Source organism: Dongia deserti, assembly GCF_003574735.1.
Classification (GTDB): domain Bacteria; phylum Pseudomonadota; class Alphaproteobacteria; order Dongiales; family Dongiaceae; genus Dongia_A; species Dongia_A deserti.
The window spans coordinates 163,135-184,440 of sequence record NZ_QORW01000001.1; the positions used below are offsets into that span (position 1 = coordinate 163,135).

20 protein-coding genes and 1 tRNA gene are annotated in these 21,306 nt (G+C 62.6%); 11 read left to right on the forward strand and 10 right to left on the reverse strand.

All coding sequences use genetic code 11. The annotated features are described in order from the left end of the window. Positions 1-2: 2 nt before the first annotated feature. From DTX69_RS00820 to DTX69_RS00830, 3 genes are all read right to left on the reverse strand, one after another. Positions 3-653, reverse strand: coding sequence for a hypothetical protein (locus DTX69_RS00820; RefSeq protein ID WP_119299591.1), 651 nt, complete (start codon positions 651-653; stop codon positions 3-5). Positions 654-668: 15 nt separating this feature from the next. Further along, on the reverse strand, positions 669-3,509 hold the full coding sequence (polA, locus tag DTX69_RS00825; protein ID WP_119299592.1) for a DNA polymerase I: 2,841 nt from the start codon (positions 3,507-3,509) through the stop codon (positions 669-671). A gap of 85 nt (positions 3,510-3,594) precedes the next feature. Beyond that, entirely contained in the window at positions 3,595-3,780 is a 186-nt protein-coding gene (locus DTX69_RS00830) for a zinc-finger domain-containing protein (protein WP_407643964.1), read from the reverse strand. An 87-nt stretch (positions 3,781-3,867) separates the two neighbouring features. Here DTX69_RS00830 and DTX69_RS00835 point away from each other — a divergent pair, with 87 nt between their 5' ends. Beyond that, entirely contained in the window at positions 3,868-4,878 is a 1,011-nt protein-coding gene (locus DTX69_RS00835; protein ID WP_119299594.1) for an ABC transporter ATP-binding protein, read from the forward strand. Positions 4,879-4,902: 24 nt separating this feature from the next. After that, positions 4,903-5,910, forward strand: a complete 1,008-nt coding sequence (locus tag DTX69_RS00840) for an alpha/beta hydrolase (RefSeq protein WP_119299595.1) — start codon at positions 4,903-4,905, stop codon at positions 5,908-5,910. A gap of 6 nt (positions 5,911-5,916) precedes the next feature. Here DTX69_RS00840 and DTX69_RS00845 read toward each other — a convergent pair whose 3' ends face one another. Then, positions 5,917-6,201 (reverse strand): DUF3572 family protein, encoded by a 285-nt coding sequence (locus tag DTX69_RS00845; protein ID WP_119299596.1) that lies wholly within the window; start codon positions 6,199-6,201, stop codon positions 5,917-5,919. Positions 6,202-6,356: 155 nt separating this feature from the next. Between DTX69_RS00845 and DTX69_RS00850 the strand changes: the two genes are divergently transcribed. Both DTX69_RS00850 and DTX69_RS00855 read left to right on the forward strand, forming a co-directional pair. Next, positions 6,357-6,788 carry a CBS domain-containing protein gene (locus tag DTX69_RS00850; protein ID WP_119299597.1) on the forward strand — a complete coding sequence of 144 codons (432 nt, stop codon included), beginning with the start codon at positions 6,357-6,359 and terminating at the stop codon, positions 6,786-6,788. Between the two features lie 193 nt (positions 6,789-6,981). After that, positions 6,982-8,082, forward strand: a complete 1,101-nt coding sequence (locus tag DTX69_RS00855; protein WP_119299598.1) for a TRAP transporter substrate-binding protein — start codon at positions 6,982-6,984, stop codon at positions 8,080-8,082. Between the two features lie 60 nt (positions 8,083-8,142). On the opposite strand, the gene DTX69_RS00860 is transcribed toward DTX69_RS00855, so the two are convergent. Both DTX69_RS00860 and DTX69_RS00865 read right to left on the reverse strand, forming a co-directional pair. Then, positions 8,143-9,822, reverse strand: coding sequence for a TRAP transporter large permease (locus DTX69_RS00860; protein WP_119299599.1), 1,680 nt, complete (start codon positions 9,820-9,822; stop codon positions 8,143-8,145). Beyond that, positions 9,819-10,397, reverse strand: coding sequence for a TRAP transporter small permease subunit (locus tag DTX69_RS00865; RefSeq protein WP_119299600.1), 579 nt, complete (start codon positions 10,395-10,397; stop codon positions 9,819-9,821). Before DTX69_RS00865 ends, DTX69_RS00860 begins: the two co-directional genes overlap by 4 nt. 244 nt (positions 10,398-10,641) lie before the next feature. On the opposite strand from DTX69_RS00865, the gene DTX69_RS00870 reads away from it, so the two are divergent. Next, positions 10,642-10,718 (forward strand) — tRNA-Arg (locus DTX69_RS00870). Between the two features lie 131 nt (positions 10,719-10,849). On the opposite strand, the gene DTX69_RS00875 is transcribed toward DTX69_RS00870, so the two are convergent. The 4 genes from DTX69_RS00875 to DTX69_RS00890 form a co-directional block, all read right to left on the reverse strand. Next, positions 10,850-11,245 carry a cupin domain-containing protein gene (locus tag DTX69_RS00875; protein ID WP_119299601.1) on the reverse strand — a complete coding sequence of 132 codons (396 nt, stop codon included), beginning with the start codon at positions 11,243-11,245 and terminating at the stop codon, positions 10,850-10,852. Positions 11,246-11,408: 163 nt separating this feature from the next. Then, a complete protein-coding gene (locus tag DTX69_RS00880; RefSeq protein WP_119299602.1) occupies positions 11,409-11,858 on the reverse strand; it encodes an SRPBCC family protein in 450 nt (149 codons plus the stop codon). Between the two features lie 278 nt (positions 11,859-12,136). After that, a complete protein-coding gene (gene uvsE, locus DTX69_RS00885; RefSeq protein ID WP_119299603.1) occupies positions 12,137-13,177 on the reverse strand; it encodes a UV DNA damage repair endonuclease UvsE in 1,041 nt (346 codons plus the stop codon). Next, positions 13,174-14,217, reverse strand: a complete 1,044-nt coding sequence (locus DTX69_RS00890) for a single-stranded-DNA-specific exonuclease RecJ family protein (protein WP_284735472.1) — start codon at positions 14,215-14,217, stop codon at positions 13,174-13,176. Before DTX69_RS00890 ends, uvsE begins: the two co-directional genes overlap by 4 nt. A 1,063-nt stretch (positions 14,218-15,280) precedes the next feature. On the opposite strand from DTX69_RS00890, the gene DTX69_RS00895 reads away from it, so the two are divergent. The 6 genes from DTX69_RS00895 (at position 15,281) to DTX69_RS00925 (ending at position 21,304) form a co-directional block, all read left to right on the forward strand. Continuing rightward, entirely contained in the window at positions 15,281-15,508 is a 228-nt protein-coding gene (locus DTX69_RS00895) for a DUF378 domain-containing protein (RefSeq protein WP_119299605.1), read from the forward strand. Positions 15,509-15,856: 348 nt separating this feature from the next. Continuing rightward, on the forward strand, positions 15,857-16,138 hold the full coding sequence (locus tag DTX69_RS00900) for a SemiSWEET family sugar transporter (protein WP_119299606.1): 282 nt from the start codon (positions 15,857-15,859) through the stop codon (positions 16,136-16,138). A gap of 71 nt (positions 16,139-16,209) precedes the next feature. Next, entirely contained in the window at positions 16,210-17,439 is a 1,230-nt protein-coding gene (locus tag DTX69_RS00905; protein ID WP_119299607.1) for a putative DNA modification/repair radical SAM protein, read from the forward strand. After that, positions 17,436-18,869, forward strand: a complete 1,434-nt coding sequence (locus DTX69_RS00910; protein WP_119299608.1) for a UdgX family uracil-DNA binding protein — start codon at positions 17,436-17,438, stop codon at positions 18,867-18,869. The genes DTX69_RS00905 and DTX69_RS00910 overlap by 4 nt, the downstream gene beginning before the upstream one ends. A gap of 783 nt (positions 18,870-19,652) precedes the next feature. Further along, a complete protein-coding gene (locus DTX69_RS00920; protein WP_119299609.1) occupies positions 19,653-20,606 on the forward strand; it encodes a hypothetical protein in 954 nt (317 codons plus the stop codon). Beyond that, complete coding sequence (locus DTX69_RS00925; RefSeq protein ID WP_284735473.1) at positions 20,603-21,304, forward strand: class I SAM-dependent methyltransferase; 702 nt, start codon at positions 20,603-20,605, stop codon at positions 21,302-21,304. The genes DTX69_RS00920 and DTX69_RS00925 overlap by 4 nt, the downstream gene beginning before the upstream one ends. Positions 21,305-21,306: the final 2 nt, after the last annotated feature.

The window sequence follows — 21,306 nt, forward strand, 5'->3', positions numbered from 1 at the left end:
AATTAGAACCAAGCGCGGATGGGATGCCCGCGCTCGCCCCAGAAGACGAACCAGCGTCCTGCCGCTCGCACGATATCGAGCTGGTCTGCAATTGGGATCGGATCTGGTTCCTTGGACGGCCACAGGCGCGACAGAAGCGATTGTCGCCGCCCGGACCTGGGGGCTCGACCGGCTTCTGCCGCGTCGGCTGCCGCGAGCAGCGCTCTCCCATAAGCGACCGCTTGCTCGGGAAGCTTGTGAGCCCACGCCTCGTCAATCAGGTCCTTGCCCAGCACGTTCTGGCAAGTTTCCAGAAATGAGCCACGAAAGCTCGTCTCGTCGGCGCCGTCGTACATCCCTCCATGCGAGTATTCGGGGACGCCATCGCAGTCCACGAGACGCACGACATAGTAGCCTTCGAACTCGTTGAGCACAGCGGCCATTTCCTCGGGTGTCTTCGCATCTCGTGCCTTGAGAATCCATTGATTTGCAGCACTATCGTGTCCCACCCGTGGTGCGCCGATCCGCTCATAGCCCGGGATGCTAACTTCCCGGAACTGCGCGACTTCCGCTTCCGACAACTCCTCATCGGCAAAGGAGCGCTCCAGCAGCTCACGCCATTCGCGCTCGTGTCCGGGCTTGGCACAGCCCTCTACGATGAGATCGAGACCCATTCAAACGCCTCGCATCTAATGCGCCTCCGCCCAGTTCTGGCCGGCGCCGGCGTCGCAGGTGAGGGGCACGGCGAGCTTGCGGGCGGGCTCGTGGGCCTTTTCCATGATCGCGCGGGCGATTGCCGACGTCTCCTCGACCTCCGCCTCGGGCACCTCGAACACGAGTTCGTCGTGTACCTGGAGCAGCATCCTCGCGTTGAGGCCGCGCTCCTTCAGTGCGGGCGGGATGCGGATCATGGCGCGCTTGATGATGTCGGCGGCGGTGCCTTGCAGCGGCGCGTTGATGGCGGCGCGCTCCATGTAGCTGCGGCGCGCCGGGTTCTTGTCGTTGATGCCGGGTACGTGGCAGCGTCGGCCGAACAAGGTTTCGACGTAGCCGTGGTCGCGCGCGAACTTCTTGCAGCGCTCCATGTATTCGCGGATGCCGGGATAGCGCGCGAAATACGCGCCGATGTAGTCGCGCGCCTCCGCCTGCGGGATGCCGAGCTGCTGCGCCAATCCGAAAGCGCTGATGCCGTAGATGATGCCGAAATTGATCGCCTTGGCGCGTCGGCGCACCATCGGGTCCATGCCTTCGATGGGCACGCCGAACACCTGGCTCGCGGTGATAGCATGGATGTCCTTGCCGTCACGGAAAGCATCGCGCAGCGCGGGAATGTCCGCCATGTCGGCCGCGAGCCGCATCTCGATCTGCGAATAATCGACCGAGAGCAGCTTGTGCCCCTTCTCCGCCACGAAGGCGTGACGGATCTTGCGTCCTTCTTCGGTGCGCACCGGGATGTTCTGCAGATTGGGATCGCTGGAGGAGAGCCGGCCCGTCGGCGTCAGCGCCAACGCATACGATGTGTGAACGCGCCCCGTCGTCGGGTCGATCTCGTTCTGCAGCGTGTCGGTATAGGTGCTTTTGAGCTTGGTGAGCTGGCGCCAATCCAGGATCTTCTGGGGCAGCGGATGGCCGGATACGACCGTCAGCTCCTCCAGCACGTCGGCGCCGGTGGCGTAGGCCCCCGTCTTGCCCTTCTTGCCGCCGGGCAATTTCAGCTTATCGAACAGGACTTCGCCCAGCTGCTTGGGCGAGCCCGGATTGAAGTCGAACCCCGCGATGTCCTGGATTTCGCGCTCGATCTCGACAATGCGGCCGGCAAAATCCTTCGACAGGGCCTGCAGCGCCTTGGTGTCGACCTTGATGCCGGCGCATTCCATCGCGGCGACCACCGGTATCAAGGGCCGGTCGATGGCCTCGTAGACGGTCAGAACATGCTCAGGAACCAGGCGCGGCTTCAGCATCTGATGCAGGCGGAGCGTCACGTCCGCGTCCTCGGCCGCATAGTTCAGCGCCTTGTCGAGCGTCACCTTGTCGAAGGTCACCGCGGACTTCCCGGTGCCGCACACATCGCCATAGGCGATCGGCTTGTGGCTGAGGTGCATCTCGGACAATTCGTCCATGCCGTGCCCATGCGCGCCGCCTTCGAGCGCGTAGGAGACCAGCATCGTGTCGTCGATCGGCGCGACCTCGATGCCGTATTTGCTCATGACGCAGAGGTCGAACTTGATATTGTGCCCGATCTTCATCACCGACGGGTCCTCGAGCAGAGGCCCCAGGATGGCCAGCGCCTCGGTGAGCGAAATCTGCTTTGGGCGCTCGGTAGCGCCACCCAGAAGATCGCCGCTTGCCCCGCCATGGCCGACGGGCGCATAGCAGGCCTTGCCCGGCGCCAGTGCCAAGGAGAAGCCGCACAGCTCACCCGCAACCACGTGCAGCGACGTGGTCTCGACGTCGAACGCGACATAGCCCTGTTCGCGTGCTTCGCGCACCCAGCGCTCGAGCGTCGCCTTGTCCTGCACCAGCTCGTATTTGTCGAAGCTGATGGGCGCGGCGGCCGACGGTGCGGGCAGCGCGGGCACGGGCGCCGCAGCCAATGAGGTACCGGCGATGGCGGGAGCGGCCGGGGGTGCAGTGTCGACCTTCGGACCCGTGCCGTTCCCCTCGCCGCCGTGGCGCGCCATGATGCGCGTCGCCAGCGCGCGGAACTCGTTCACCTTCACGAACTCGAGCAAGCGCGGAACCTCGAGCTTGCGCCGTTCAAGTCCCTCCAGCGGCGTGTCCAGCTTCACATCGCAGCTCAAGGTGACCAGCTGCTTGGAGATGCGCGCGAGCTCGGCATTCGCGATCAGGTTCTCGCGGCGCTTGGGCTGCTTGATTTCGTTCGCGCGCTCGAGCAGCGCTTCCAAACTGCCATAGGCGTTGATGAGCTCGGCCGCGGTCTTCACGCCGATGCCAGGCACGCCCGGCACATTGTCGGTGGAATCGCCGGCCAGCGCCTGGATGTCGATTACCTTGTCCGGCGTGACGCCGAACTTCTCCTGCACCTCGGGATAGGAGATCGGCTTGTTCTTGATCGGGTCCCACATGCGGACCTTGTCGTTCACAAGCTGCATCAAATCCTTGTCGGAGGAGACGATGGTGACGTCGGCGCCGGCTTCCTTTGCCCGGCAGGCATAGGTCGCGATGATATCGTCGGCCTCGTAGCCCTCCATCTCGATGCAGGCGACGTTGCAGGCGCGCGTCGCCTCCCGCACCATCCCGAATTGCGGGATGAGCTCCGGCGGCGCCTCCGGCCGGTTGGCCTTGTAGTTCGCGTAGATCTCGTTGCGGAAGCTGCTGCGGCCCGCATCGAAGATGACGCCGATGTGGTCGGCATCAGTCTCATCCAATAGCTTCAGCAGCATGTTGGTGAAGCCGAGGACGGCGTTGACGTGCGTGCCGTCCGATCGGGTCAAAGGCGGCAGCGCGTGAAAGGCCCGGAAAATGTAGCCCGAGCCGTCGACCAGATAGACATGTTTGGTTTTGGACATCAGCCGCCCTTTACTACGCCGCTCGATACGCCCGCCAGATTAGGCGAATGGACGGCCTTTCCCGTCAGGATCAATGGGTGATCCCCTAGTGAGCGGCTGCCGTGCCCGCACCTTCCTTAAGCACATATCTGCGGCTGCAATAGGGGCACTCGATCTCCCCATCCTTGCCGAGGGTAAGGTAGACACGCGGATGGCCCAGCGGCCCGCCGCCGCCGTCGCAAGCGACCGTGGTGGTTTCGACGGCAATGATCTCGAACGGTTCCATTTTCATCCAACTCGCGGGATTTTCGCAGGAATAAGGGCCCGCCTGGCGCCCAGATGGGCCCGGCGTTGACCCCATTTCGGCCGGATGATACCCATGCGCCCATCGGTGAATCAACCGCCGCGCACCACAGCTCAAATCGTGCCCCACAGCTCTCCCCTGCCCGATTCCGCCGTTTCCATCCGCGGCCTGACCAAGGTCTATGCGCCGTCCAATGGAACGGCGCCGCCCAAGCGCGCCTTGGACCGCGTGGATCTCGAGATTCCACGCGGCAGCCTGTTCGCCCTGCTGGGGCCGAACGGGGCGGGCAAGTCTACCCTGATCAACATCCTGGCCCAGCTGGTCATCAAGACCTCAGGCGAGGTGAAGATTTGGGATATCGACCTCGACCGCGACCCGCGGCATGCGGCGGCCGCCATCGGCATCGTGCCGCAGGAGCTGAACATCGATCCGTTCTTCACGCCGGCCCAGCTTCTGGACATCCAGGCCGGCATGTATGGCGTGCCGAAGGCAGAACGGCGGACGGCGGAACTGCTGAACGCGCTCGCTTTGTCGGACAAGGCGGATTCCTATGCCCGCACGCTGTCGGGCGGCATGCGACGGCGCCTGATGGTGGCGAAGGCGATGGTGCACAATCCGCCCGTCCTGGTGCTGGATGAACCGACTGCCGGCGTCGACGTGGAACTGCGCCAGCAGCTGTGGGGCTATGTGCGCCAGCTCAACCGCCAGGGCGTCACGGTCCTTCTCACCACGCACTACCTGGAAGAAGCCGAGGAGCTGTGCGATCGCATCGCCATCATCAATCACGGCAAGGTGATCGCCTGCGAGAGCAAGGAGGATCTGCTGGCGCGCGTGGACAGCAAGGAGCTGGTGCTGACCCTGGCGCGCGACATAGCCACCATTCCGGAGAGCCTGCAGCGCTGGCACGTCGAAGGCGGCGCCGCGCGTCAACTGAAGCTGCGCTATCGCCCCTCGGAGACGAAGGTCTCGGATATCCTGGACCAGGTGCGCGCCAGCCACCTGGAGGTCGTCGACCTCACCACAGTCGAGACCGACCTCGAAGACATCTTCTTGCAGTTGACACGGCGGAGCCCCTCGAGTGAGTGATGGGCGGCGAATGATCGAGCGAGCATGCTAGGCCGTTTGGCGACGATCCTCCTTGTGCCGTTGCTGCTGGCCGCCTGTGCGCCGCGGCTGCAGGAGATCGGGCCGCCGGTGGACCAGCCGCGGATCGTCGAGAATGATGGGCATGAAGCCGCGCTCCATATGCCGGACGATGTCGACCTGCCGCTCCGCGTCTGGTACCCGTGGGACCGGCCGGCGGAAGCGGTGATCCTGGCGCTGCACGGCTTCAATGACTACTCGCGCGGCTTCGCGGCGCCGGGCAAAGGCATGGCGCGCCGCGGCTTCATCTTCTACGCCTATGACCAGCGCGGCTTCGGCCGGGCACCGCAGCGCGGCATCTGGGCCGGCGAGCAACAGATGATGGACGATCTCCGCGTTGCCGCGCGCCTTATCAAGGCCAGGCACCCCGATCTGCCGCTGTTCCTTCTGGGCGAAAGCATGGGCGGGGCCGTCATCATGAATGCTGCGGTGAGCGACGATCCACCGATCGCGGATGGCCTGATCCTGGCAGCGCCCGCGATCTGGGGCTGGCAGACCCTCTCGCCGCTCGCGCGCACGGTGACCGAGACGGCAGCGCACATCATTCCCTGGGTGACGGTGGTGCCGACCGGCTTTCACGGCTTGGCCTCGAACAACCGTGCCGCGCTGCGCGAACTGGCGCGCGATCCTCTCGTCATCAAGGAGACCAGGATCGACACAGCGCTTGGCCTCGTCAATCTCATGACCGACGCGTTCAACGCCGCCTCGAAGCTCGACACGCCGCGTTGGCTGGTTCTGTTCGGCAAGCACGAGGCGATCCTTGATCGCGGCGCGGTCAATGAGGCGCTGCCCCACTTCCGCGAACTGCCGCCCGAGCAAGGACGCGTCGCGATCTATCCGCAGGGGTATCACCTGCTGCTGCGGGACTTCAATCAATACGCCGTCTATGACGACATGGCGGCGTGGATCCGCGATCCCGCGGCGCCGCTGCCAAGCGGCGCCGATGAGAGTGGCGCGGCCAAGTCGATCAACTAGGGACGTTCAGTGGAGCGAAGGCGCACCAGGCAGGCGATGGCGCGACTGCGCGACGATTTCCGGCGCGACGCCAAGCTCCTCGGAAAAGCTGTTCAGCAACGGCTCCCAGGCTAGGAGATAATCGAGCACTGCGCCGAGCGATTCCGGCTGCGTCGCGGTCGCCCGCAGGCCGCGCGGCGTTAGTCCGGTCAGGTTCAAGAACCGCACCAGGCGTTCTTCATCGCTCGCCAACCACGCCAGCGCCTGCAGCGCGAGCGTGTGCGGATCCGGCAGGGTCTGCTTAGCCGTCATAGGGTTATGCTACGCCTCATCTATCGTTAATGCACGCTGGCATTTGGTGCATATCCATAGGGTCACATACTTGCCGCTCGGGGCCATTAGTCTTAATATTTGTGCGGTCTGCGGGATCGGGGCCCGCTTTCGCGACAGGGCGAAAGGAGGCGTGCATGAGCATCGCAAGCATCATTCACGGCAAACCCCACAGGCTCATCTCCGTTGCGCCTGATGACACGATTCAACAAGCGGCGGAGGTTCTGACGCGCGAGCGGATCGGCGCCTTGCTGGTGCTGAAGCCGAACGGCGACATTGCCGGCATCATGTCCGAGCGCGATATCGTGCGGGCGGTCGGGCTCAAAGGCGCGGAAATGATGGCCCGGCCGGTGGCGGAGCTGATGACCAAGGACGTCACGTGCTGTGCACCGGAAGATACTGTGGACCAGGTTATGGCAATCATGACGGAACGGCGGTTCCGCCATTTGCCAGTCCGGCAAGGCGGCAAGATCGTTGCCATGATCTCGATCGGCGACGTCGTCAAGCAGAAGGTCGAGGAAGCCGAGGCGGAAAGCCAGTCGCTGCGCGAATACATCGCACGAGGCTGAGTGCACAGCCAGGAATTGCGATGCAGGCCGGATGCGGGCCGCATCCGGCTTGTCTTTGTCCACAGTCATAGGTTAGCTAGGCTGGCTTGTTGCCGGGGGCCAAGTGCAAGGGACCGCCCTTCAGGAAACAAAGTTGAGCATGAGGAACAGCGCCGTATAGTGCGCGCCGTCATCCAGGGAGGAATCGGACATCATGAGGAGACGTACCTTTATCGCGACCGCCGGCCTCGGCGCCGCGGCAGCCGCCACGACCATCGCCGCGCCCGCGATCGCGCAGAGCGCGCCGGATATCAAGTGGCGCATGACATCGAGCTTTCCAAAGAGCCTGGACACCATTTATGGCGCGGCCGAAACCTTCGCGAAATACGTCGCCGACGCCACCGACAACAAGTTCCAGGTCCAGGTCTTCCCGGCAGGCGAGATCGCACCGGGCCTGGAAGCTGCCAACGAGGTCGGCAAGGGCTCGATCGAAATGTGCCATACCGCGACCTACTACTACTGGGGCAAGGATCCGACTTTCGCGTTCGGCACGGCGATCCCATTCGGCCTCAATTGCCGCATGCAGAATGCCTGGATGTACTATGGCGGCGGCATCGATCTGATGAACGAGTTCTGGGCGGGACATAATCTGATCGGCTTCCCCTGCGGCAATACCGGCGCGCAGATGGGTGGCTGGTTCCGCAAGGAGATCAACTCGGTTGCCGATCTCAAGGGCGTCAAGATGCGCATCGGCGGATTCGGCGGCGCAGTGATCTCCAAGCTCGGCGTGGTGCCGCAACAGATCGCCGGCGGTGATATCTATCCGGCGCTCGAGAAAGGCACGATCGACGCGGCCGAATGGGTCGGCCCGTACGACGACGAGAAGCTCGGGTTCAACAAGGTGGCGCCCTACTACTACTATCCAGGCTGGTGGGAAGGTGGCCCAATGCTCCACGCCATGGTGAACACGGCCAAGTGGGCAGAGTTGCCAAAGAGCTACCAGTCGATCGTCAAGTCGGCAGCCCAAGCCGCCAATGTGGACATGATGGCCAACTACGATGCTGCCAATCCGGCGGCCCTCAAGAGACTGGCAGCGGGCGGGGCCAAACTGCGGCCGTATCCTCAGGACGTGATGGAAGCGGCGTTCGATGCCGCGAAGGAGACCTATGCCGACGTGTCGGCCAAGAACGCCGCGTTCAAGAAGGTGCACGATGCAATGATGGCGTTCCGCGCCGACCAGTACCTTTGGTTCCAGGTGTCGGAACATACATACGATACGTTCATGATGGGTCAGCAGCGCAAGAAGATGCTCTAAGCTCTCATCGCAAGCACCAATTGGAAAGGGCCCCGGGTGGGGCCCTTTCTATTTCCGCTCTCAGTTTGGATTGATCTCCGGCGGCTGGCCGAAATCCAGCGGAGGCAGTTCCGGCTGGCCCTCCCCTTCTCCACCGATCGGCGGCAGCTCGATCTCGATGGTCGAGGGGTCGATGGCAGGCCCTGCCTCGGGGATCGACAGCCGCGGGAACAGAAGAACAATCGCGATCATAATTGCCTGGATGACGATGAACGCGATCGCGCCGCGATAGATCTGGGTGGTGGCGACGCCGGCGATCGTGCGCTTGCTGATCTTGTCGAACCAGGGCCCGCTCGGCGCGACCGAGCGCATGTAGAACAAGGCGAAGCCGAAGGGCGGCGTCAGGAAGCTGGTCTGCATGTTGACCGCCAGGATGACGCCGAACCAGACCAGGTCGATGCCGAACTTGTCGGCGACCGGCGCCAGCAACGGAATGACGATGAACGCGATCTCGAAGAAATCGATGAAGCAGCCGAGCACGAAGACCAGGATGTTGACCGCGATCAGGAAGCCCCACTCACCGCCAGGTAGCGCAACGAACAGCTCCTCCACCCAGACATGGCCGTTGATGCCATAGAAAGTGAGCGAGAAGATCCGCGCGCCGATCAGGATGAACATGACGAAGCAGGCGAGCCGCGTGGTTGCCTCCAGTGCATCACTCATGATCCTGAAATCGAGCCGGCGCTTGGCGAAAGCCATGATCAGGGCGCCGGTCGCGCCCATCGCACCGCCTTCTGTCGGCGTCGCGATACCGAGGAAAATCGTGCCCAGCACCAGGAAGATGAGCGCCAACGGCGGAATGAGGACGATGATCACCTGCTGCGCCAGGCGTGAGAGCACGCCAGTGCCCAGCGTCTTGTCCAGCACCGCGGCGACATAGATAGCGGCGACTGCGATCGTGGCGGCCCAGATCGCGGCGTCATTCTCAAACCTGTCCTGCAGGAGATAGTTCGCAGCAAAGGCAATGGCGGCGGCAACCGCCAGCGCGACGACCAGCGACAGGACCCCGCCGCCCAAAGTGCGCGCCTCCATCGGCAAGGCCGGTAGAGCAGATGGGCGCACGATGCTCATGACAAAGACATACAGACAATAGAGGCCAGTCAGGATGAGCCCGGGAACGAGCGCGCCAGCATACATGTCGCCGACCGAGCGTCCGATCTGATCGGCCAAGACGATCAACACCAGCGACGGCGGAATAATCTGCGCCAGCGTGCCGGATGCGGCGATGACGCCGGTTGCCAACGACCGGTCATAACCATAGCGCAGCATGATGGGCAGGGAGATGAGGCCCATGGCGATCACGGAGGCGGCGACGACGCCGGTGGTCGCGGCCAGCAGCGCGCCGACCAGGACCGCCGCATAGGCGAGACCGCCACGAATCGGTCCGAACAACTGGCCGATCGTATCCAGCAGGTCCTCCGCCATGCCTGATTTCTCGAGGATGATTCCCATGAAGGTGAAGAAGGGGATCGCCAGCAGCGTGTCGTTGCGCATGACGTCGAGCACGCGCCCGGGCAGCGTCTGCAGCAGCGGCCAGGAGAGGCGAATCTCGTTCGAATAGGGCGACAGCTCGACCGCGACCCAGAAGAACAGCAGGCCGTTGGCGGCAAGGGAGAAGGCGACCGGATACCCGAGCAGCAGAAACACGACCAACGAGGCGAACATGATCGGCGCCAGGTTCTGGGCGATGAACTCGATCATTCGGGCTGTCTCCCCTTGACGCCGAGTTCCTCAGGCGTCAGGCCGTGGATCGCTTCCGGCTCCGCCTCCTGCAAGGCACCAGTCAGAAACCCGATGCGCTTGATGATCTCGGAAATCGCCTGGAGCAGCAGCAGCACGAATCCGAGCAACACGAACAGCTTGGACGGCCAGATGATGAGGCCGCCGGCATTCGTGGAGATTTCGCCGCTGCGGTAGGAGTCGATCACGAACGGCACGCTGAGCCAGATCATGACCAGCACCAGCGGCAGCAGCATCAGGATGTGGCAGAAGAGGTCGATCCATTGCCGTCCGCGCTCGGTCAGGCGATTCGACAGGACGTCGATCCGCACATGGCCGTTGCGCTGCAGTACATAGGCGGCGGCGAGCATGAAGACGGCGCCGAACAGGTACCATTGCAACTCCAGCCAGGCGTTGGAGCTGATGTCGAACAGCTTACGTACGATGGCGTTGACGGCGCTGACCAGGACGGCCGCGAGGATAAGCCAACGAATGTGATGGCCGATGAAGCCCGTCACCGCGTCGATGGCGCGGCTGACGGCCAGCAGTGATTGCACGAACTGATCCTCCCTGCGAGGAACCCGTTTTCCGGGTTTAGTTAGGTGCGCAGACTACGTGCAAACCTTCATGCAAAACAAGGGCTTATGCCGGTACGTCGCGGGACTTTGGTCTGGGACCGTCGCGCTTGCGCAATATCGACTGATGCCTGCCAACCGCTTGATAATCCTGGAAATTCGATACCATGGGAGGCTTGATGCCGGCGAGATGGTCGAGTATGGTGCGCCTCCGACCGTTCGCCAAGCACCCGTAGCTCAGCTGGATAGAGCGTTGCCCTCCGAAGGCAAAGGTCGTGAGTTCGAATCTCGCCGGGTGCGCCATTCTCGCCTAGACGGAAAAGCTTCACTTCAAGCAATTGCCTTCCCCGGGGAAGCACGCAATTTTACTTAGATTTTGAATCGCTTAACGCGCTAGGTCGAGTATGGTGAGCTGTGGGAAACGCGCGCCCGATTCACTCCGTCGTCTGACCGTCGAAATGCTCGTGTGAAGCATCCGCTTGCATTTTGGTGTGGTGGACGGTCCCATGCTTGTGCTCAGGCGTGGCATAAATCGTGTAGACCTTGAGCGGTTTGGTGCCGGTATTGGTGATGTTATGGCGAGCTCCTGCGGGGACGACCACCGCGTCGTCATCCTTGATCTTATGAACGACGCCGTCGATTAGAAACTCGCCCTCGCCGCTCTCAACCCTGAAGAACTGATCTCTGTCCTCGTGCACTTCCTCGCCGATATCTTGATCAATGCCAATCGACATCAAGACCAACTGAAGATGATGGCCGGTATACAAAACCCGCCGGAAGTCGGTGTTGTTGATTGTCAATTCTTCAATGTCACCCACGAAGCCTTTCATGAGATAGCGCCTCCTTCACCACCGCAGAATGGCTGCGGGATGAACAACAAAGTCGGTTCGGCGGGCGTTCCTCACCCGCCAGTCGCGCGCAGGCTCGAGAGCAACTCGAGCCTGCAATCCACCTCCGGCGCGCGCTGCGGTAGGCGCGGGAAGACGTGCGCGCTCAATGGAGTTCGCCGCGCCACGCTCCGGTCTCGCTACCACGCGACTCGATAAAAGCCTTGAAACGCTCCAGGTCTCCTTTAGCTCGGTTGCCAACCAGCCCAAGCGAGGAGCCGACGTTCTCGACCATACCTTCAGGCTCGTATTCCATCTGGAGAGTGACGCGGCACTTGTTCGACTCCAAAGGCTCGAAGATTGCTCGGCCGGCATTGAACGGCGGAGTGGTCGAGCGCCACGCGATTACCTTATCTGGAACCTGTTCGGTAATCTCGGAATCGAACTCTCGGGTATGACCAGCGATTTCGACTCTCCAGTGCGTGTGCTTGTCGTCGATCTGCGTGATCTGCTCTACGCCCTCCATGAACTTCGGAAACTCTTCGAATTGAGTGAACTGATTGTACGCTGTGGACACGGGCACATCGACTTCAATGTGCTTTTCAATCCGCTCCATATGTCGCCTCCAGGGTGAAGTAATTGTCGCGTGCTGGTGTGAACAGCGGTGACCGGAGATTGCTCCAACACGGCAGTAGCCTGGACCCTAGCACCTCAACGGCTTCGCCCGTCGGCGCAAGTCGGAGCTTCAGGTCCGAGGGCAGAAGCGGCGGTACCGATTCACTTCAGGGAGGTCCGGCAGGAAGCGACGGCCGGTGGCGGCTGCGGTGGCTGACCCGGTTGCGACGGCTGAGATAGCTTGCCGCACCCGAGCTTATCGGAGGCCCTAGAAACGCATTAGGCCAGCTCTTTTTCGATTTCAGCCGCTGGAATTTCCAATGTTTCCGCAGTAGCGCCCTCGTCGGGCGCGACGCCGAACTGCGGCGCGAGGTCTGGTGCGTAGCGGAGGAGGTCGCCGCGCAAGCGCAGTAATGCCAGATCCTTTGCCTTCGCTTCCAGCATGGCATCGAACGGTAGCCCTTCGGCAACCCTCATGAATGTCGCGAATTCAAACGGATTGCAGAAATCCGCATGTCCGGTGAATACCGGTGGAAGCAGGACCGACTTCATCGTGCCAGATTTATCCTTGCGCTTCACCTCACGCATTTCGGTGCGCGGCGAGGAGAAATGAATCTTCGGCACGACGCCGTTGGGCCAAGTCGCCACGAATGAAGCGAGCGTTGGGCGCAGTTCTAGCCGCTCGGGATTGAGGCACCAGAAGTGCTGATAGTCGAACACCAGCCTCACGCCAGTGTATCGGTGAATCCAGAGGACATCGGCGGCGCTGAAGCGCAGATCGTCGTTCTCCAGGACCAGGCGGCGCCGCACTGGCTCGGGCAAATCGCGCCAGGTCTTGACCCAGCGCGCGCGGCTCGTCGCCGCATCTCCGTAGGTTCCTCCCACATGGATTACGAGCACGGCCTCCGGACCAAGTTCCATTCGGTCCAGCATTTCTGCCTGTGAGACGAGGTCGGCAATGCTCTTCTTGACCAGCTCCGCGTCGGGGCTGTTGAGGATGATGTATTGCGACGGATGAAACGAGAGCCGGATGTCCAGTTGTTTCGCCTTGTCGCCGACCGCCCGCAGCTCGCGTGCGCTTTCTGCGACCATCCTGTGAAACTGTGGCATGTCCGGGTGCGTGGCATAGGGCGCTAGGTCCGACGACAGCCGGTACATCGTGATACGACTGCGCCCGAGATAGCTAAGGATCTGATCAATGTACTCGAGCGAGACTTTGAGGTGCGGGTTGTTCGCCCAGCGCCGCGAGTCGTTACTCTTCATTCCGGGCACGCCCAGCACCTTCACGGCAAACCCAAGCCGGCGAATTTTTGGGTTCATGCCGAATCCCCGGCCGAAATGCTTGCAGCCTCGCCAAGCCCGAGGGAGCGCGCAAAGGCGTTCCACGCTGCCGGTCGCAACGCGCCACCCGTCGCGCGCCGATGCCCGCTCCCGTAGGCTTCGTCAGCGCCGGGAGGCGCGTGATCGCGCAGGAAGGCGATGAGATCCTCATCGCGGTCGGTCCGCGCGGCGAAATGGATCCAGCCCGGCCGGTAGCCGGTGTTTGCCGCAATCACGATCCGATCCTTCAGTCGCGCCCGCCAGGACTGCGCCACGAGCGGATGGATCTGGCATGGCGAGTGAAGCAGGACGAGAGCCACGGGCCCAGCAATCTTCGGAGGCAGACGTTTCGCGGCTTCGAGCGCTCGTTTGACTTCATCTCGCGCGGCCTCGAGCACAGCGGTTTCCGGATTCTGGCGCGAGAGTGCCTTTTGCGGCGAGTCGGCCTTCAGCAACAGCGCGAGCGCAGGACCTGCGTCGCCCGTCGCGCTGCGCCGCGCGGCATTGATCAGAGCCGCCGCCTTGCGCAGCGGGGTGACGCCATACCGCCGCCGAGCCTCCCCCATCTCCGGGAAAGCGGCGCTCTCGGCCATGTCGCCGACGATGCCAAGAGCCGCCAGCCAGAGCAGGTCGTCTGCCGGCCCGAGGCTCGCCGTGCAGCGGTAGGCGAGAAGGCTGGAGGTGGGGATGGGATCTTCGTGGAAGCCCGATATGACAATCGCCTCGTCGGGAACGCCGGCCGGCACGTGGTGATCGATGAGAATGGTCGGGCAGTCGGCGCGAATGGACCCCGCGCGCACGCCGAGGTCGGTGGCGATGATACCGCCAATCGCGCTCGCCGCGACTTCCCCGCGGAACTCGGCGGACCAGGGATTCTCGCCTCTGCCGAGGATGCGCAGCCTCACGCGGCGCCCGACCCGCGGGAGCGCACGCGCGAGGATCGCCGCGGCCGACAAGCCATCGGCATCGTTGTGGGAGACGAGCAGGATGTCATCGCGCAGAAGCGTCAGGTGATCCCGGAACTCCGCCGCTCGGGCCACACGTAGCATCCTAGCCTCAGCCACCGGCGAGCCCCAACGTGCGATGGGGTGTAAAACGGCACGAAGATCGTGTGAATATCGCCGCGAGCGCAACCGCAGCATCATGATTTTGGCTCGGGCACGTCGCGCAACCCCCGCAACGGGCTCGCCCCTGAGGCCGCCGGCAGCCCTCAAGTTCCCGCCGCGTGGTCAGCGCGAGATTGCGCCGGCCCTGCCTGATTCGGCCCCGTCGCGGGCGACTTTCGCCCGCGGTTACCCGCCTCCTGTAGGGCAGCTGCGGCATCGCTCCTCACGTGGCAGCAAGCAAAGCTCGTGCGGTGCTTGGCAGGTGAACCGCCAAGCGAGGCCTCCGGTTCCGGTACCGGAGCCGAGCGCGGCAGCCTTCTCGGTCCGGCGATTGCCGACCGGTGATTCTTGTGGCCGAATCTCGCCTATTTATCCCCGGCACCGCTGCTCGTTGCGGCGACAAGCTGCGACATCCACCGGCCATTCGGCAGGGAAAAACGTGGCACGTGCTCCCATTTCTCCTCGCAATGGTGCTTTCCTGCTCGGCTTTCTCGGCTTGGCCATCAGCCTTTGGCCAAATATCGTCCCGCGGAGCGTCAACTTTCACGAAGCCCCAGCTCCTCAGTCGAACCAGGTGTTCCTGCTGTTGGGTATGCTCATTCTTCTCCCGGTGTTCGCTCGGCTATGTGGCCTACGCGTACTGGGTGCTTCGTGGTCGGGCGGGAGAGGGTATGGGTACAAGTGACACTGTTCGAGGTGTTCCGACGGGATGGCAGCGTGTTGTTCGCCGCCAACGAGCTGATTTGGTTCGGAGGTTGGGGCCCAACGAGCCGCCCTGATGCTGGGCTGTTTAGCGGGCGGCTGGCGGCGCTTGACTCGCTGCCTCTTTGACACGAGCGCGTCGCACCGCCCGACCAGCGGCTATCATCTCGGCCCACTGTAAGCTGGGTGCGCTCCCAAATGCACACGCAGCCCGCGTGAAAGGGAACTACTACTGGCCATCGCAAGTTCGCGTTGGTTCGCCGTGACACGTTCCGGCCTTGCATGGAGACTTGCGATGAAAGCGGTAAATCTGATCACACTTGTTCTCATCATCATTGGCGGTATCAACTGGGGGCTCGTCGGCGCCTTCCAGTTCGATCTCGTCGCGGCGATCTTCGGCGGGCAAAATGCTGCGCTCGCCCGCGTCGTCTATGTTCTGGTCGGCCTCTCGGCCTTGTGGCAGCTGATCCCGTTTTCCCGTGCGATCAGTGTAGGCGAGGTCCAGGCCGAGCGGCACGGCTGACAAAGCGCGCTTTCAAAAGGAGACAAGTCGGCACACAATCGCAGAGCAAGCAGCGCGCACGGGCGCGTCTGCTCGCAGTTCTTCCGCCGCGGCTGCTACTCCAGGAGCAGACGCGTCGGGTCTCATTGCGCGCCATCAGGACCTAGAAGGCCCCGGACTGTGTGGGCCCCGGTTGGCACGATTTTGGTGCAGCAGCGAGCTCGTGAGTTGGCCTATCGCGCGGTTCAAATACGCCGAGGTCAAGCATGAGCTTGCTCGCCGACGCACACACCTGGAGCGACGCCACAGAGCGAGTGGCGTCTGCGACGTCTTCATGGAACGAAGAAGCCGAAGCGCCGTTCTTCACGCATGGACGTACTCACGAACCTGCTGGGGGGCCTCGCGGCATTTCTGACGACCATCGCCAACGTTCCACAAGTGATCAAATGCTTCCGCACCGGTAGGTCCGGCGACCTCTCGAAGAAGATGCTCATCGCATTAAGCCTTGGATTTGCGCTTTGGCTTACGTACGGGCTGCTGCGCGATGATCTGATCATCGCTGCCGCGAATGCGATCAGCCTCGGCCTAGTCGCAATCCTGCTCGGCTTCAAATGGCGTGAGCGCAACGAGCTCGCCGAACCCGATCCCTGAAAACATCCTCGTCTCCGCGCTTGCAAGTTCCCCGGGCTGGCGTTAGAACATATCATGAACAGGAGTGCTGAATGCCCCTGAACACATTGCAGAAACTAGAGATTTTGGCTGACGCAGCGAAATACGATGCGTCCTGCGTCTCCTCCGGTGGAGACAAGAGAAATGCCGGGTCGGGCCTCGGCTCGGTCACCGGGCAGGGCATCTGCCACGCCTTCACGCCGGATGGCCGATGCGTTTCGCTGCTGAAAATCTTGCTGACGAATTTTTGCATCTATGACTGCGCCTACTGTGTCAGCCGCCGATCGAGCGATGTGCCTCGGGCACGCTTCTCCGTGGAAGAGGTGGTGAAGCTCACCCTCGATCTCTACCGACGCAATTGCATCGAGGGGCTGTTCCTGTCGTCGGGGATTGCACGTTCAGCCGACCAGACGATGGAGGAACTCATCCGCGTCGCGAAGACCCTGCGAGAGGAGCATCAGTTCCGAGGTTACATCCACCTGAAGACGATTCCCGGCGCTTCTCCCGAGTTGATCGCCGAGGCTGGCCGCTATGCCGATCGCCTGTCGATGAATGTCGAGATGCCCAGCGACGCTGCGCTCGCTGCCCTTGCGCCGGAGAAATCGGCGGTTGAAATCAAGCGCGGTCTGGCGCGCACCCGCAGCCACATCGATGCCGCGGCAGAGCCCTCGCGTGGATCGGCGCGTCCGCCACGCTACGCTCCGGCGGGACAAAGTACGCAGATGGTGATCGGTGCGGATCCATCCACTGATCTCGATATCCTGCGTGCCAGCTCCAATTTCTACGCCTCCTACGCGCTCAAGCGTGTCTACTACTCCGCCTTCAGTCCCACGGGCCACGCGTCACCGCAATTGCCCAACCACGCTACACCGCTGGTGCGCGAGCATCGCCTGTACCAGGCCGACTGGCTGCTGCGGTTCTACGGATTTTCGCTCCCGGAGGTCGAGAGCACATTGGCGAACGGCATGCTGGACGCCGCAGTGGATCCGAAGCTGGCCTGGGCGCTGGCGCATCGAGACGCGTTCCCAGTGGACGTCAACCGAGCGAGCCGCGAGAGCTTGCTGCGCGTGCCTGGTCTCGGGACGCGGTCGGTCGACCGTATTGTTGCCGCGCGCCGCCACTGCAGGCTGCGGCTGAAAGACGTGGCGCGCCTTACATCCTCTCTGGCACGCGTGCGGCCGTTCATCGTGACGCCCGACTGGCGGCCAAAAAGCCTGTTAGAGGATGCGACTCTGCGACACCGTCTCGCACCAGCACCGCAACAACTTGCATTGGCACTATGATGGCACTTCGTTCCGTCACAGTGCCGCCGGATGGCGGCGACGATACTTTCCGGAGGATCGCGCGGTCCTGCCTTGCGCAGGGGCTGCATCCCGACGAGGTGGTCTTCGACGCGGACGGCACTGGTTCGCTCTTCGAGCCAGCGGAGCCACGCGATGCGCCTACGATCCTCATGCCGCGGCGCTTCGTCGAGCTTGTCTCGGACGTGGTCTGCCACAGCGCCGAGGATCGGTTTGCACTGCTCTATCGGCTGTTGTGGCGTGTTCAAGCGGGCGAGCGCAATGTGCTCGAGCAAGCAGCGGATCCCGATGTGCAGCGCGCGCAGCAATACGCCAAGGCGGTGGCGCGCGATGTCTACCGCATGCACGCCTTCACGCGCTTCAGGGAGCGAATGATCGAGGGCAGGCCCATGTTCGTGGCCTGGTTCGAGCCGCAGCACAACGTGTTGCGGAAGGCAGCGCCATTTTTTGCCGATCGCTTCACCAACATGGACTGGATCATCGCGACGCCTTGCGGCACCGCTGCGTGGCAAGACAAGTCTCTGCACTTCGGGCCACCTGTCGCACGGCCTCCGAAGCAGGACGATGCCGTTCTCGATGAGGTGTGGAGCACCTATTACCGCATCACCTTCAATCCCGCACGCCTGCGCGTGAACGCGATGCTGGCCCAGATGCCCAAGCGCCACTGGCCGACCATGCCGGAGACCACATCGATGCCCCAGCTTGTGAGGACGGCGCGCACTCGGGTGAAAGAGATGGAGCAACGCGCGCCTGACCGGCCGCCTCGGTTTGCGGACGTGCTGTCGGAGCGGCAGCTCGGCGCAGCGGGCGAGGCGCCGCCCCCATGGGAGGCGCTGAAGGAAGCGGCGCACGCCTGCAGGCAATGTCCGCTCCACGCTGCGGCGACGCAGATGGTTTTCGGCGAAGGGCCGTTAAGCGCCAGCATGGTCTTCGTTGGAGAGCAGCCGGGCGACCAGGAGGACTTGCAGGGACGGCCCTTCGTCGGGCCGGCTGGGCAGGTCTTTGATCGTGCCCTCGCCCAGGCCGGTATCGACCGAGGCGCTGTCTACGTGACGAACGCCGTGAAGCACTTCAAATTTGAACCGCGTGGAAAGCGCCGCATCCATCAGAAACCGGGCACGATCGAGGTGACGGCCTGCCGCCACTGGCTTCGGGGTGAATTGGACCTGATCAGGCCGAAGCTCGTTGTCAGTCTGGGCGCAACCGCGGCTCTCAGCTTGGCTGGCCGTCCCGTGCCGGTGACCAAGGAGCGAGGGTCAATTCAATCTTGGAGCGGCAGGGCGGTCCTGGTCACCGTCCACCCGTCATATCTTTTGCGCCTGCCAGACCCCGATGTTGCCGCGGCGGAGTACGATCGGTTCGTGGCCGACCTCCGGCGGGCGAAACTCTGGTGCGAACGCGCAGAGCAATAAAGCCCTTAAATCTCGGCGTTTCAGTGAACTCGTCCTATGGCAAATGGATGGAAGGCTCTTCTGTCATTCCGGGAGTCCCGCTTTGCGCAGGCCGCCCGAGAAGACGGCGAGGTCTTCCGGCCGGCGGATCGGGACCAATCCGTCAGGCTGGAGACGCGGAGGGCCGGATCGAGCTGGCGCAGGCACTGCATCGCTCGTTGCGCCTCGTCAGTCCGTCCGGCGAGCGCGTGATTGGCCGCGATGATGGCTACCAATATCAGAAAGCTGGGGAGGTCCCGGAACGACTTCTCATGGAGTCGTCATGGCGCTGGACCGGGGCCGGATCGCGCGACTCTCCTGGCAGTTAACGCATTGATTTTCCAGTGCCCACCTTCATCCAGCCCGGTGCGCCAGGATTGTCCTTTGTGCTCAAGATCGCTGCGCCATCGGTAGCCCGCCGGCTGAGGAAGCACTGCTCGGCACGAAGCTCGCCGGGGTGGACCATGAAATGGCAGTCATGGGCCAACCTTCGGTGGTGATTCGCGGATTGAGCCACTTGTCCCCGGACCGTATATTCGACGGCGATTCCTCGTTGGCTTCTGAGAGCGCTGCGGGCGCTCTCATTCGTGGAAACGCCGTATCAGGTAGAAGCCGAGAAGGGTGAGGGCTGTAGGGGCGATCTTGTGTTGACTATTTCTCGCAGGTTGGAACCGTTGATGAGTCCCAGGAACGGATGCGACGCGGAGCCCGGTTCGATCGCGAGGATCACCGGAGGGATGTAAGCCGGATCGAGATGACAAGATCATGCTCCATGTCGCAATCGTCGTCCATCGTCATGACCGGTTTGATCGGCTCGACTACTGGCTCCGGGCGATCTCTGAGTGCTGGCTCGAAAGCGGCATTCGTGTCAGCGTGGTTAAAAAGCCCAAGGCCCGTGTAGATGCCGACCTTGCAATCCTGCATGTCGATCTCACCGTCATACCCCAGGAATACCTCGCTTGCGTCCGACGCTTTGTCGTGACCGTCAATGGGGAGGTTTCCGATATCTCCAAACGTGCGATCAGCACGAACTTGCTTGACCGCGGGGATCGCTACGAAGGCCCGGTGATCGTCAAGACCAATCGGAATTGCGCTGGCTACCCGGAAGAGCGTATTGCCAGGAATGGCTGGAAGTCGCGCAAGCGCAGACACATCGTCAGAAGCGCCCTCGATCACTTCAAGGAAGGATACATTCGTGCCCGACGACGGCGGCGATATGGCTCCGACAGCGCATTCCTCGATTACACTGTCTTCGATTCAATGACCGAGGTCCCGGACGCTGTTTGGAGCGACAACGACCTGGTTGTCGAGCGCTTCCTGCCAGAGAGGATCAACGGCCGCTATTGCATCCGCACGTGGCTATTCTTCGGCGACCAGGATCGACATGCGATCTTCTTCTCTCACGACCCGGTCATAAAATCGCACAACATTGTCGACTTTGAGCGGCTCTCCGAAGTGCCCGAAGAGTTGCGGCAGATCCGTCGGAATCTGAAGTTCGACTTCGGAAAGTTCGATTACACGATGGTGGATGGCCGGCCCGTGCTGTTCGACGCCAACCGCACGCCGACGATCGGGGATTTTCCGAAGGAACGGTATCTTCCCCTTGCCAAGTCTCTTGCCACGGGCATCGGCGCCTTCGTGCGAGACCCACTCGAGCTCAAGCCGCAACCGCCAGCACCGCCGGAGCCGGCAGGAAACGACAGAATGGAGGAAGCGTGAAACACGGTATGTCCCCGGACTGGATCGCCCATCTCTTTGAACATCCTGATCTGCTCCGCATGGCACATCACCAACGGGCGGAGGACCAGAATCTTGGCCTGGGGTGGCTCTACTACGCCCTCGGCCGCATTGTCCGCCCGCGCTTGGCGGTGGTCATCGGTTCATGGCGCGGCTTCGTGCCGCTGGTGATTGCCAAAGCACTGCAGGACAATCTGGAGTCCGGCGAAGTGATCTTCATCGACCCTTCCCTGGCGGACGACTTCTGGAAGGATGCAGTCCGGGTGAAGGAATACTTCCTTGGCTTCGGTGTCGCGAACATACGGCACTTCCCGATGACCACCCAGGAGTTCGTCACGACCAGCGATTACCGTGTCCTCCCTAAGCTCGGCCTCATCTTCATTGACGGTTTGCATACCGAGGAACAGGCGCGCTTCGACTATGAGGCGTTCTCCGGTTTGCTCGAGCCCCGCGGCTTGATCATGCTGCACGACAGCATGATCGTGCGCCCCGACAAGGTCTATGGCGCCGACAAAGCGTACGGGATGAGCGTCAAATACTTCGTCGACCGCCTGAAGCAGGATCCGATGCTCCAGCTTCTCGACCTGCCGTACGGCCGCACCGGCCTGACCCTACTCAGGAAGCTCGATGAAGACGCGACGAGGGACCCTTACGACTGGCTCGACAACGGGCCGCTATGAAA